The organism is Methanococcoides vulcani, from assembly GCF_900111645.1.
GTDB classification, from domain to species: Archaea; Halobacteriota; Methanosarcinia; order Methanosarcinales; family Methanosarcinaceae; genus Methanococcoides; species Methanococcoides vulcani.
On the sequence record NZ_FOHQ01000002.1, the window covers coordinates 158073 to 172318 of the forward strand.

Annotated in this window: 11 protein-coding genes; 3 read left to right on the top strand and 8 right to left on the bottom strand. The window is 39.9% G+C overall.

The window, feature by feature from the left end; genetic code table 11:
- Nucleotides 1-103: 103 nt before the first annotated feature.
- The gene (locus tag BMX02_RS12360) at nucleotides 104-295 is read left to right on the top strand and encodes a hypothetical protein (protein ID WP_091689667.1); all 192 of its coding nucleotides are present in this window, start codon (nucleotides 104-106) and stop codon (nucleotides 293-295) included.
- Nucleotides 296-396: 101 nt separating this feature from the next.
- Here BMX02_RS12360 and BMX02_RS11795 read toward each other — a convergent pair whose 3' ends face one another.
- The 3 genes from BMX02_RS11795 to BMX02_RS04100 all read right to left on the bottom strand — a co-directional run bounded on the left by BMX02_RS11795 (nucleotide 397) and on the right by BMX02_RS04100 (nucleotide 2392).
- Nucleotides 397-792 (bottom strand): hypothetical protein, encoded by a 396-nt coding sequence (locus tag BMX02_RS11795; RefSeq protein WP_218138494.1) that lies wholly within the window; start codon nucleotides 790-792, stop codon nucleotides 397-399.
- 472 nt (nucleotides 793-1264) lie between these two features.
- Nucleotides 1265-2020: a hypothetical protein gene (locus tag BMX02_RS04095; protein ID WP_091689409.1), complete on the bottom strand. Its 756-nt coding sequence runs from the start codon at nucleotides 2018-2020 to the stop codon at nucleotides 1265-1267.
- Between the two features lie 3 nt (nucleotides 2021-2023).
- A complete protein-coding gene (locus tag BMX02_RS04100) occupies nucleotides 2024-2392 on the bottom strand; it encodes a GNAT family N-acetyltransferase (protein WP_091689411.1) in 369 nt (122 codons plus the stop codon).
- A gap of 209 nt (nucleotides 2393-2601) precedes the next feature.
- Here BMX02_RS04100 and tnpB point away from each other — a divergent pair, with 209 nt between their 5' ends.
- Nucleotides 2602-3720, top strand: coding sequence for an IS200/IS605 family element RNA-guided endonuclease TnpB (gene tnpB, locus BMX02_RS04105; RefSeq protein ID WP_091689413.1), 1119 nt, complete (start codon nucleotides 2602-2604; stop codon nucleotides 3718-3720).
- Nucleotides 3721-3810: 90 nt separating this feature from the next.
- Here tnpB and BMX02_RS04110 read toward each other — a convergent pair whose 3' ends face one another.
- From BMX02_RS04110 to BMX02_RS04130, 5 genes are all read right to left on the bottom strand, one after another.
- Entirely contained in the window at nucleotides 3811-5508 is a 1698-nt protein-coding gene (locus tag BMX02_RS04110; protein WP_091689415.1) for a hypothetical protein, read from the bottom strand.
- A 121-nt stretch (nucleotides 5509-5629) separates the two neighbouring features.
- The gene (locus tag BMX02_RS04115) at nucleotides 5630-6490 is read right to left on the bottom strand and encodes a polysaccharide deacetylase family protein (protein WP_091689417.1); all 861 of its coding nucleotides are present in this window, start codon (nucleotides 6488-6490) and stop codon (nucleotides 5630-5632) included.
- A gap of 614 nt (nucleotides 6491-7104) precedes the next feature.
- Nucleotides 7105-8142: a glycosyltransferase family 1 protein gene (locus tag BMX02_RS04120; RefSeq protein WP_167879242.1), complete on the bottom strand. Its 1038-nt coding sequence runs from the start codon at nucleotides 8140-8142 to the stop codon at nucleotides 7105-7107.
- A gap of 79 nt (nucleotides 8143-8221) precedes the next feature.
- Complete coding sequence (locus BMX02_RS04125; RefSeq protein ID WP_091689421.1) at nucleotides 8222-9283, bottom strand: CapA family protein; 1062 nt, start codon at nucleotides 9281-9283, stop codon at nucleotides 8222-8224.
- Nucleotides 9280-10473: a phenylacetate--CoA ligase family protein gene (locus BMX02_RS04130; RefSeq protein ID WP_244624814.1), complete on the bottom strand. Its 1194-nt coding sequence runs from the start codon at nucleotides 10471-10473 to the stop codon at nucleotides 9280-9282. The genes BMX02_RS04125 and BMX02_RS04130 overlap by 4 nt, the downstream gene beginning before the upstream one ends.
- A 677-nt stretch (nucleotides 10474-11150) precedes the next feature.
- On the opposite strand from BMX02_RS04130, the gene BMX02_RS04135 reads away from it, so the two are divergent.
- Nucleotides 11151-14180 (top strand): disaggregatase related repeat-containing protein, encoded by a 3030-nt coding sequence (locus tag BMX02_RS04135; RefSeq protein ID WP_091689425.1) that lies wholly within the window; start codon nucleotides 11151-11153, stop codon nucleotides 14178-14180.
- Nucleotides 14181-14246 lie beyond the last annotated feature (66 nt).

Genomic DNA, 14246 nt, shown 5'->3' on the forward strand with positions numbered 1-14246 from the left:
GGACCGTGAATGAAGGAAGCACTCTAAGCTTTACTGTCAGTGCCCGGATGCTGACGATGATACCCTCGCCTACTCTGCCACGGATCTCCCTTCCGGTGCAAGCATTGACAGTTCCACAGGTGCTTTCATCTGGACACCATCGAGGGCCAGGGAGGTACCTATGGTGGTGATGTTCGAAGTTACCGATGGTGAACTTACTGATTCAGAAGCCATCATCATCAACGTGAATTCGGTCAATACAGCACCTTTATCAAAGACAACAAGAGAACCTTTTCTTAGTCTCTTGTTTACCTGATGATACATTTTCTTGAAATATGTCTGATCGTTCAGGTTACCTTTCTTTACAGTGATCCCTAGGAAGGTTGATAGGATCAGTGAGTTCGCGGATCCCTATGGTTATTTGCTTCTTATCTGGTCTATGATCACGACTATAGCCATATTTCCCAAGTGGAGCTTTATCTCCATGAAGAACAATGCTTGTCCAGTCCATATTGATATTGGTATGTTCGAAATCATACCTTTTGAATAAGCTATCTGGATGTATGAAATAATCTCTTCTTTATTTGCACCAATCGTTTCCAGAACTCGATAAAGAGTTCTTTCGCTGAATGTATCAAGATCAAAAAGGTCAAGCACTTCATCACGGTTTATCCATTCATGTGCTTTTTTGATGCTAAAATTATCTGTGAGCTTATAGCTCACAAGAGCTTTCAATAGACTGTTGATATTAATCCCGTTCTTTTTGTGTTTGCCGAAAAAAGGGGAAATCAAGGACATCATAGATTTTTTCAACGGCTAGATGGTTCCGATCGGAAAGATATATTGTTGTTAGGAACGATTTCGTATGTTCTTAGTTTTGTTTGCATTTTCGTCGATTCAAATAGAACTAAGAACACTTGTAATAATTTTGACTGTCAAACTTGGGATGCATACATTTACTTCGCTTTCGATGTGACTGATAAAGACCTCTAGGCAGAGGGTCTGGCTGAGATGGATGGTCTGCACCTTGATGATATTATCGAGATATTTTTGAATAATGATCAACTGTATGCCCGAACAAGTGTAAACAATAACAATTTAGCAAAAATGTCATGGGACTCTGCTGTAAAACAATCGTACACAAAAAATGAGATATATTCTAGATAAATTCCTTATCTTGAAAGTTCTCATATAACAATAATGTCCAATGTACCAGTCTGAGCTTTTGTCAATGTTCCAAAAAATAGTGTATGATCTTTAAACTTTTAACGTCAATGCCAGTTTCTTATAGTACTCCTCTATCGGGATCAATGGGCGAAGGGATAAATTCGTGATCCTCATGTCCCTCCAAATCCAATTCATCATCCTCATTGACAAAATTGTACAGATATGCATGTTTGTGCTTTCTTTTAATCTTAATTAGTTTTTTCAGTATTTCCTCCATTTTCTGATCGATCGGCCAGAATACTGATGCAGCAACATTATGTATTTTTGCCAGATCCATTGAGAACGCAATTAATGATAGAACGATCTCCTCTTCGAACTGTGGTATGTATGCATCTTTCAACTGCATGGTCTTAATGTCTTTTTCAGAACATGCAATATCAAATACAAAATATCCAACCAGTTTATCATTTCGGGTATCGATACACTTGATCACATATCGCTTCTCGGCGACAGCTTTTGAGAAGTATAGCCATTTAAGTGTCTCTGCATCTCTGCACAGTGTTGTTGCATTTTCTTTTCTGCTGTTTTTCCACAATTCTGTGAACGAATCATCACAATCTGTGCATAGAGAACATTTGTAATGATTCGGTTGTAACTTAAATGTTCTTTTATCCTTGAACCATTGAACAAAAGGTGAGATCAACTTTATGGGCACCAATGAAATTTTTATTAAAGGTAGCAGCCTGTGAGATTTAATGTTCGTTCGTATATATAAATCATACATTTTTCCATAATCTCGAATATACCAGTATTCTAGATTCTTAAACGGGACATCGAGATCAGAAAACCCGAATTTGGAGAATATTTTTGCCACAGTCTAATTTGCCGTGGTGTTGAGCAGGAGTTTAATATTTTTCTGTCTGGCAAATGCCAGTATCGGCTGAAGGCTGTTAACTCCTCGCACTGAAGGTCGCACATATAGTGATGTACCGGCTGCAGCGATATCATCTCTTCCTTTTATCTGATATTTTACAGGGATATTCCCCAGAAAACCAACAATTTCCGATTTCTCGTCTTCAATGACCCAGCCATACGGGATGGATCGATCCATCCAGGGATTGTTAATCCACCACATCTCGAAATGAAGCTGCCAGATCTCAGGTGGGATCTGTAACCCCTCTCTCAAGAAATCGGCCAGTTCTGAAAAATCCTTTTCCTCCAGAGTGCGTATCTTTGTTGATTGCATGGTATCCCGAGTTATTATTAATGTGATGAGTATTTATAAATTGTCTGATTCAGGTGCAAAGTAAAAGCTTTAAGTTCTTCAAACTTCAAAAATGCCAGTTTAACTCATAAGGCGTGAAGTCCCCTTTCGTAAGATAGGGGATGAAAGCCGTACTATTTAATTCATTTTTTACGAAACATATATGTATTGTTAAAACATCGGGTGAATTGATGCTGAAAGCTTACAAATACCGTTTATACCCCACGGAACCTCAAAAAGAGATTCTTCTAAAACATATCGGTGCATGTAGGTTTACCTATAATTGGGCATTGGAACAGAAAATCAAAGCATACGAAACTGATAAAAAGCATTTATCAAGGTTCGAATTGCAAAGTCGTCTTGTTCATGAGCTGAAACCAGGGAACACATGGCTCAAGGAAGTTAATTCACAAGCATTGTTGAATACACTCATCAACCTTGAATCTGCTTTCACTCGGTTTTTCAGAGAAAAGAAAGTTTTTCCAAAATTCAAATCAAAGAAGAACCCAATGCAATCGTTCCATATTCCACAACATTATGTCGTGGATTTTGAGAACAATGCAATCAAGCTCCCTAAGATAAAACAACCAATCATGGCAAAATTACATAGGAAGTTTGATGGAAAAATGAAAACCGCAACAGTATCATTTACAAAGACTGGAAAGTTTTACATCAGTATTCTTGTCGAAGATGGAAAAGAGCTTCCAAAAGCACAAGCTTTCGACGATGAAACAACATTGGGTATAGATGTAGGCATAACTCATTTTGCTACTCTCTCCAATGGCAAGAAGATTGAAAACCCAAAACATCTTAAAAACAGCATCAAGAGATTAGGTGTCTTGCAAAAAAGATTGAGCAAAAAGCAAAAAGGTTCTGCCAATCGGGATAAAGCAAGGCAAAAAGTAGCAAAAATTCACGAAAAGATACGAAACCAAAGAAACGATTTTCTACACAAAACCTCTTCTAAACTCATAAGTGAGAACCAAGCAATAGCCGTGGAAAGTCTGAATGTATCTAGTATGCTGAAGAATCATCGTCTTGCACAAGCAATTGGTGATGTTTCATGGTATGAATTTTCTCAACTACTTGAATATAAAGCACAATGGTATGAAAAGACATTGCTAAAGATTGGTCAGTTCGAACCATCTTCGAAAATATGCAATGTTTGTGGATACCATAACGGTGAAATGACACTTGCAGATAGAAAATGGGAATGTCCAGATTGTAGCACAAAACATGATAGAGACATCAATGCCGCAATCAACATCAAGAAGTTTGCACTTCAAAATCAAAATTTACTAATCATTTGACACCCTCGGAACGAGGGGAAGAGCCTGTGGACTTGTGAACGATGGTTCAAAGAATGAAGCAGGAAGCTCCGCCCGTAAGGGTGGAGTGGTTCACTCTGTGATTATTTTATAACGATGTTTATTCTCCACCTTGAATGTTATGGAACCGTCCGGTTGCTGCTCCCATTTGACACCCTCTCCTGCGGTATCATCATAAACGTCGGTGTTCCTGCTGGTGCTGATATTGACATTAGCAAGTGCATAAGCACCGTTTGAAGATGCTCTGAATGTGGTTATGTTCCCGTTAGACTCGATCTCATTGAAAGTTGCCTGGTTTGTATTGCTGTTAATGGCCCACCATCTACCAAATGGTACTATCTTAATATCCCTGGCGTTGTAATTGTCCACCCATGTTAAAAAATTGGGATAGCTGATCGACCAGGGTATAGCTGGATCCTCGTCAGTTCGATGGGTAAATGCAGGGAAGATCATCCCAACACAAGATGCCCTTTTCCACCATTCCCAGGATATATCTTTAAGGTTTCCCACATTGTGTTCAGCATGAATGCCTGCATCACCATTCCTCCAGATCATACCGAATTTATCATATGCGTATGTCGCATGCGCCAGTTCATCACCATTGCGCAATGAACACCATGTTGTTGGACTGGATCCAATCTTCTGGCTGATGATCTTGTATTCATTTTCCATGAGTTCATGTGATCGTTCCAGTGGCATACTGTTCAAAGATTCACTGTAATGTATGCCAACCTCCCACGATTCGTTGTGTACCAGGTCACGGAGGTACTCAATATATGCTTCATCATCCAGATATTTAACATCGAACCAGATCGTTCCTTTGTTGTCGTTCTTTTCCAGATACGAAATCCCCTTATTGACCGTCTCGTAATTATGTGGTCCGTCAATTCCATATGGGGTAATCTTCTTGTCTCCTATCGCAGTGATGAAACTTCTTTGTGCAGTTTGTGTTATTTCAAATATTTTCGTGTTGATAAAAGTGCCTCTTCCGACAACATAATTTGCAAACTTGATCCATCCGCAGGCAAAATCAGGATATGGCAGATTTCTTCGATTTATGGCATAAAATGGAGTGGTTATAGAACTGTCCCCACTGCAATAGATGGTGTTTGTTTTATTCACTCCATCAAAAGTAATATTCAATGTCAATCTCTCTGTAACATCCGGGATGAGCAGTTCTTTGAACATCGGTGTCACTGATTGCGGGTTCTGATAGTAGCTCGTTATCACCCATGTATTGTTGTCCGGTATCCGGCAAGTTATCTTTGCTCCGGGGCTATTTATCTGAACATAGTTGTCAGGATCATCCCTTTCGATACCGATCGTTATCTGGTAATTGCAACGGTGCATGGGTACGAGTCCACACACATAGCAACATTCTGTTTTAAGCCTCTGCATCCTGTATGTTATATCTTCCAGGCGGTGTTTTCGCTTATCGCCAGTAATATGATCCAGAATCGGTGGAACAATATTATAGAGTCCTCTGAATCCTTTACGAGTTGCAGATTCAACATCTTTTGACACGTCATTGAACCTAAGCTGGTTCCTATAGGTGCCATTTATTATAGTGCACGTCAGATCGATTATGCCTGATCGCATGCGGCTATGTATGTCTATATTACCAGATCGGCTATTCTGGTACGGATTTGCGCTGAACATGTTAGCAGGGACATTTTTGTTCTCTGGATAGTCCTGCCTGAACAGTTCAATGGTACCTTGATCGATATTACTGCTTACTGTTGGGGGACTGGTTTTGTCGGTCAGGTCCATGTTTCGTTACATTCCAGGTTGATGTTTATTTTCAATATGATAATCCATGAATGTCCCCCCTCCCTCTGAGATATTTTGATGTTCTTTGCGGCAGGACAGTTCGGCTCGATACAGTGTTATTTTATCGTATGGATGTTTTTTTGAGATACCACCATAGTCCACTTGCTTTGACTAATAGTTCGTTGATGTCTGCACCATCCCGAATACTGAAGCGTTTCAGTTTGAATATATCCGTATCCTGGGAATTGAATCCCACATCAACGGTGATCCCACACGTATAACCCTCTTTTTTAGCGATTGAGATCTCCCGGTCCGAGTAGTCACCATTTGGATAGGACAATGCATATATTTTGAGTCCATATTTCTCCTCAAGGTCCTTCTTTGACTGCGAGATCTCCTTGTATGCTTCCTCCGTGGTACAGTTCGGCAGGACCGGGTGGAATACAGTATGGGACTGGAAGTCTGCCATGACCTTCATATCTTCGATCTCATTTTTTGATAATGCCTGTCTGTCATCGAACTCTTTTGTTTCCTCGAACCCAAATCCTCTCAAGATCTCCAATCGATCTTTATTGGGAATATTTTTCAGTTCCTCACGACTATAATCATTTCCTATATTGTGGGACCACCAGAAATGGCGTTTTGTGTCTACTATGCCGCTGCACAGGAAAATCGTGACGGGTATCTCATATCTTTCCAGCAGGGGTTTGAGGTCATAGTTGCTCTTATGTCCATCATCCAGTGTTATGATCAATGATCTTGGTGGCAGTTCATCAACTGTTCCTGCTTCTTTTGCTCTGACATAATCCTGCAGGGGGATAATATTGTATTTAGATCTTAGCGCTCTTAGATGCATGTCTGCTCTGTCAGGACTTATATCATGAAAATTCACTATTGTTACTTTTTTTCTCTGGATGACTTCTCTGATGAAGAATGGTATCCCTGTTAGCCGCAACAAAAGGAATGGTATTTTTCTAAGCATTCTGTTTCGCCCCACATGATACAATTAGGTGCTCTAAACTCCGAGATTCGACTTTCCTGATCGTTCATATATAAATCCTGTAATATAAATATAATTTCTGTAGTATAAATCTTTTTTGTTGACGTCTAGTGCCATCTTATATGGCACCTGCGGAAAGTGAGTTATTTACGCATTTGAATCAAAAATAAGGCAAATTCGCAGAATGTGGAGTTTTGGGACCACCAGTTGAATAAATATTTAGAGTTTTTCTGGATGTGGCATCCAAAATAAATTAAGCAAAACAAGCTTATATTTTCTTGACATCCAACTCTTGATCCAATACTAACAAAATATCATCGGCTAGTTTCATTGACTACGCCGATCCACATAACAATCCGTAATTATCTGATATAATAATTTCTTCACTCCCACCATTATAAGTTGCAACCCCACAGGCTTCTCACAACCCATTGCTTCGATCTGAACCAAACTAGTCCCTCAATACTCGGCAATGCAAACACATCACAAGCATTCATCCAGATGAGCATGTGATCGTGTAGATTGGCACCTATAAACTCTAATAAACTCGTAAATGTGCCTCATTTTATTCCAATTTCAAATTTGTTCCTAAATGCTTATTTCGAGATTGCATTAATGATGGCACTCCACACGTTTGTTACACTTTTTTCATTCAGGTGGCGAACACTTTTTGCTGCATTATTTGAATATTCCAATAAAGTTTCAGGATCTCGCAAAAATTCAAGAATTGCTTCAGCAAATGAACTGTGATCTTGGTAATCATCAATAATAAATCCGTTATATCCATGTTTTATAATATCTGAAACATTTCCACAATTAGAGGCGATGACCGGTAAGCCACAGCTAAGAGCTTCAACAACTGAATAAGGAAAACCCTCCCTTTCGGATGTTAATATCGACATTTTTCCCTTGTTGTACCAATTCCATACATTAGATTGATACCCCGCAAAAAATATGTTTTCCATTATACCAAGTTCTCTAGTAAGTTCTTCTAGCTCTGTTTTACACTCGCCATCCCCTACTATTGCAACCCTTACCTCCTCATGCGTACGTCTTACGATGTCAATTGACTTTATTAGTGTCTCAACATGTTTTACGCCAGCCAATCTTCCAACGAACACAATGTCATATTCTTTAATAGAATTCACATACTTAAATTTATTATCTACTGCATGGGGAAGTACAGATATTTTATCATTTTTGATGCCTTTGCCCTCCAGATATTTTTTGGTATAGGTTCCGGTGACCGTTATAATATCGCATTTATTTAATATGGGCAATAGCATCTTTGCTGAAAAATTCAAAGGTGGTAGTGGTCTGCAGTATGAGTATTTACCTATCGGACTCCTTCCCGGGGCATATAGTTCTACAGGTCCTGCAAGTAACGATATTCCCACTTTCTTCCTTGTTAATTTGCCTGCTACAAATGCTAAAATACCATGTGGGAACATAAGATAACCATGGATCAACTCCGGTTTTTCCCGAATGGATAGAATGAACATTAGCACAAATTTATACAATAAAGCAACTATGGGGATCTTTAAAGTCCAATGCGGGGGGCAATGGTACTGAACTTTGTCAATATCCGGACCTTTTACATCTCGCACAACTATCAACTTATCTACTTCATCCAATAATGTTATTGGATAAATATGGTGCATCATGTTTCTATCGGCCAATTTCAATGTAATTAATAATTTCATAAAACCAACATCATTTTTTGATAAAATTTCCAAGTATCTGGTACAGGTACATGGGTCTATATCGATAGAAATTTGTAATTAAGTGCTTAACAAGGGCCAAACGATATTGCCTTCTACAATTCCTTACTTCCTTTTGATACGTATCGTCACCAACACGTTCTAAGAACTCATTATTAATTTTCGACAAGAGCACATCTTTATCTTTCCCATACAGAGGAGTGGGTTGGTAATGCTCATTGATATATATGGGAATGATCTCGAGATCTGCAATACCATTCTTAGAGAATTTACATGAAAATATCATGGATTCCCTCATTTTCCTTTGCCACATATCAAAAACAAAATTACCCATGCTATAGACTATAACTCCTTTATTATAACTCTCGACACCCTGTAACACATGTGGATGATGTCCCAGAATAAGATCTGCACCTGCATCAATTATGTCATGAGCAAGAGAAAATTCGTCAGGTGATGGTTTTCTAACAAATTCATTACCCCAATGAAGTGAAACGATCAAAATGTCCACATCATCTTTGACTTTTTTGATATCACTGACAATATCATGAGGGTCTTCAACAGAGCAATAAGCGGTTTCATCACGCACGAGACAATAAGCCAGGAAACCAAAAGAAATTCCATTTCGATCTAAAATGACCAGATCCCTGGATCTCATTTTATTTTCAGATACACCTACTGTCTTGATGTTACTATCAGATAGTAATTCCTGAGTTCTTATCAGTGATCTCTCGCCATGTTCCAGACAGTGGTTATTCGCTACAGACATCACGTCAAAGCCCGCAGACACGAGACCATCTACCGAGCTTTCTGAGCCCCTTAATTGTACCGATCTGATGTTAGCGGGATCTATTTCAATATCTGACAGGACAGACTCTAAATTCCCAAATGTAATGTCTGCTTTTTTTAATATATCAGAAACATTCTCAAATATAAACTCGGATCGTTTTTTTTTGATGAGACTTCCCACACCGTGACCAATGCAGATGGAATGGTCTCCCAGCATAACATCTCCAACGGCCATAAGTGTTACAGTATCATTATCTGACATCATACCAGCTCAGAGATGATAAACTTGTACTTTCCAGCTTTTGTCCTTTCGATCTCATCAACGAACCTGAATTCAACGTCCCATTCGCTGGACTTACTTTTAATGATCTCTCTGATCATGTCCAGTTGTTTTTCATCAAAATTATCTTCTGGTACGATCTTGATGACAAGCTTATCGACTTTTTTCTGTACTACTTGGTATTCCCTTACACCTTTTCCATAATCCCAGAAAATATATATTAGGAAATATCCATGAACATACCTTCCGTCAGGAGTCACCAGAATATCAGCAGTCCGCCCCATGACTTCTTTCAACAACTTGGATTTTCTTCCACAACCACATTCTTCATTAAGGAGATGTCCTATGTCTCCCGTTTCATACCTGATGAAAGGCATCGAATAATTATGAAGACTAGTTGCCAGTATCCTTCCAACACCTTCTTCCAGTTGCTTGCTATCATCATCCACAATTTCCATAATACTTCTTTCAGTATCGATGTGCAGTCCATTGTGTTCTGCACATTCGTAAGCACCCACGCCTCCATCGTTCAGACCATAGGCATCATAGACCTCACATCCGAGCAGATCTTCAATATTTTTCCGCATATGGGGCATCAGTTTCTCTGCAGTCGTGAAAACTGCCTGAAGGGGGGGAATGTCAATATTGTTCTCATCAATGAAATTAGCAAAAAAATTGACCGATGAAGCATAACCCCTTATAGATCTAGGTTTGAATGAATTGATGATCTTTGCATATTGATGCATATCTTTGGGGCCCATATCAAACGAAGACAGTCTTCGAATATTCCTTGAGATCTCATGAGCTTTGTTGATTATGATGGATCTGGACCCGACATCCAAAGAGGTACCTGCCAGAAATACCATCCGATCTCCAAGTTCGTAACCACCATACCCCCATCCACGATAGAGCATTGCACCTGATAAAAAACGATCATATTTCGACTGCCTGTATTGAAAGGGAGTTCCTGTGGATCCACCTGTTGAATAGATGTAGTATTTCATTGTGTCCAGACCGACTGGTTTGAAATCCTCCCAGTTATCTTTGATAGTGTCTTTGGTAAGGGTCGGGATCTTTTCAAGGTCTTCGATCGTCTTAATGTCAGATGGTGTCAGTCTCAGTTCATTGAATAGTTTGTGATAGTATGGAACATTGTCGCAGGCAAAACTAATCATGTGACGCAGTTGTTTTTCCTGATCTTTTTTTAGCTCGGAGTAGGGGTTCCACTGCGAGTGAACCACACGTTTATAGGTAGAATAAAAGCTAGACTCTCCTAAAAGATGAGCAAATATGAATAACGGTTTATGATACATATTATTAAGTAACAATTTATATTTTTAGAAGTTAAGGTTTTCCCCTTAATACAGCTTTGTGTATAAATGGTTATATAATGCATGAGTGTATGTGATGAACTCCATTGTTCTTCGGTTAAGGAGTTTTTTGACTTATTGCTAATGGTTTTGGACAATATCAACTACCTGCACTTGTCGAATTTAAATACGAAGTGATCTCATTCTGCTGGTTCTATCACTGGTATATTTTTGATCGAGTTCTGTAACTATGTGCTATTTATCACGATTCTTCATATTATTTGATGACATGGATGTCTTTTGACCATAACTGGCACACGTCGGGACTCTGTGTTCACAAATACAAGAAATGTAGACACAGTACTCATATTAGTGTACATTAAAACCGTTATTTAGTGGATGTTATGTCGAGGAAAGCACAACTTTGCTTTACAACTCCAAAATATTAATTAACAACATTTATATGTAATAATAACCGTGAACTCCCCAGAACATATATCTAATTACAATATAAAAATCCATTATAATATTCAGTGGTCATCATGAAGAAACTAAAGTTATTGTTAATACTGTCATTCGTTTCGTTAATTATCATCCCAACTGCGTTGGGTAGTACTGCCCCGATCGTATATGTTGCCACAGATGGAAGTGGTGACTATAACTGTGATGGGACAGCAGACGAAGTTCAGATCAATCAGGCAACTGCGTTTGTGAATGCTCATCCTGAATATGATACTGTGTACATCAAAGCTGGTAATTACGAAATAGCCGATACTGTCAGATTCTATTCAAATATGGACCTGCAGGGTGCAGGTGTAGATAAGACCATCATAACATTGGTGGATGAATGTGGGTTTCCGCAATACCAATCATTGTTTGAGCCTGCTACGCGTGCAGCACACAATTTTAAGATCCATGATTTTCAAATCGATGGGAACTACTTTTCACAAACGTATGTAAGGACTGTGTATGGTGAGCCTGCTATTCACGGGCGGAGTTTTATGGATGGGATCGGATTTCGGCATAATGGCCCTAATGGCGATCTTAGTGACCCGTATGATTTCGAGATCTATAACATGGAAATGCATCATATCGCAAATGATGGACTTAAGATCAACGGCGATGGAAAACCAGCTAATATGAACATCCATGACAATGAATTCTATTGGACAGGTCATGATGACATCTATATACATGGAGCTGATGGTGTATTCATTCATGATAATCTCGTTTCAGTTTTGAATGGTGATTGTGGTTTCAGAATAGAAAACACCGATAATGTTGTGATCACTAACAATGTGATGCAGACCGACCCATCTGCATTACATGGTTTGTCTGCGATCTATCTATCCCTTACTGGAGCTTCATACACATGCCAGAATTATGATATTTCATATAATGAAATAAAAACCCATCAAGAATTTGGTGTGGTTGTTTGTAACCGTGTGACCGGAACTCCTGCACTCGATAAAGCAAGTGATCTGTATATTCATCATAACCTGATCTACGACTCGACAGGTTACGGCTCATACAGTGGTGGGATCCAGATCAATGGTTGGGACAACACAGTAATTGAAAATAATGTGATCGATAGTAGTGAGGGAGATGGGATCATCACCCGTAACAGATTTGGAATGGGTACCACAACCGGCTACAAAATATACATCAGAAACAATATCATCACCGGCACAAATTATAACAGTGGTTTCTCATCAAGTGGGTATGGGATCAATAATTATCTTGCCTCAAGACATGATCTTATCCTGGATAACAACAATATATGGAACAACGAAAAAGGTAATTACCGCAATGTCGGCTCGTCTTCATCTGATTTCAATGTTGATCCATTGTTCGTTGATCGTGCAAATCATGATTACCATCTAAGGTCGGATTCACCGCTAATTAATGCAGGTATAGGTCCGTATGCAGATGGTGACTTTACACCATCTACGCCATCTACACCACCTACACCAAGTAACGCAGCACCTGTGCTGAGTTCAATTGGTGGTAAGACCGCTACTGAAGGAAGTGCCCTAAGCTTTGTAATTACTGCTTCAGATGCTGATGGTGACAGCCTTATGTACTCTGCATCAGGTTTGCCAACCGGTGCAACATTTAATGGTGCATCCAGAACATTCAGCTGGACTCCGGATGTAGGTCAGGCAGGCACTTATGGTGTAACTTTTGAAGTTACCGATGGAGAATTTACCGATTCTGAGATCATATCCATTATTGTAAGCCCAGAAGGCTCTTCTGGAAACATGGTCGATACTGTGTACATCAATCGTTTACGTGAATCCACTCCTGAAACTGTGATCACAGCAGACGGCTATGTGGATGTCGGAAATATTGATGGTGTAGGCAGCTACAGGGATGTCATGTGGTTTGACCTAAGCGATTACGAGCAAACAGACACTGTGACCAGTGCAACTCTCTCATTGTCCTGGTATTATCCACAAAATGCTCCACGCAACCAAGACACAGTTGTTGAGGTCTACAGGGCAGCAGATTGGGAGCATTCAGAGGTAAGCTGGAATGAGAAATCTTCCGGTAGGCCATGGGATAATGCTGGTGGAGACTGGTTCGACAGGAATGGTGCAGCTCAGGGAAGCGTACCTTACGCATCAATAACCTTTAGTGGCAGTGATGTTCCTGACAACGGCAACTATGAGTTCGATGTCACAGAACTGGTACAGGATTATGTCAGTGGTGAACATGCAAACACCGGTTTCTTCATCAAGGCACGTAATGAGCATGACAACTACATTGCTTTCGATGGTACCGGTTCCGTCAATGAGGTCAAGAAACCAAAACTGAAAGTAACCCATTCAACCACTAGCAATCTTGCTCCTGTGATGGACCCTATTGGCGACAAGACGATCGATGAAGGATCAACTCTGAACTTCATCGTAACTGCCTCTGATGCAGATGGTGACAGTCTCACATACTCAGCCACAGGTCTCCCGGTCGGCGCAACCTTTGATACCACTTCAGGTGAGTTCACCTGGACGCCATCAGATGTTCCGGCAGGAACTTATGGTGTACGGTTCGAAGTTACTGATGGGGAACTTGCTGATTCAAAGGCTATCTTCATTAACGTGAATGCGATCAGCAATGATCCTTTGAATAATCTTCCGGTAATAACCGCATTCTCACCTGCTAATGATGCAGTCTTTGAGGAAGGAGATGTCATCAATATTGGAGTAACCGCCTCTGATGTAGATGGACAGGAATTAACTTATCTCCTGAAGATCGATGGAGTTATTGTCAGCACAACTTCCAGTTATGTATGGACCACTGATAAATCCCATGACGGAACTCATACCATCGAAGCAGTTGTAAGTGATGGAACCGATCAGGTGACATCCCAACACGTGCTCACTGTGATCAAGATCCTCCCACGCTGGGATGTAAATAAGGATGGTGTGGTGAACATTCTGGACGTCACCATAGTAGCTCAGAACCTCGGTACTGACAAACCACATCCAAGCTGGGATGTAAATCAGGATGGCGAAGTAAACATCCAGGATCTCACCATTGTAGCACATTACTTCGGTGAAACGATAGAGTGAGATGCAGATTCTGCATCTCTTTTTTCTTCTTTTTCTTTATGTCAGGCTTTTTTTACTTTTTTCCTC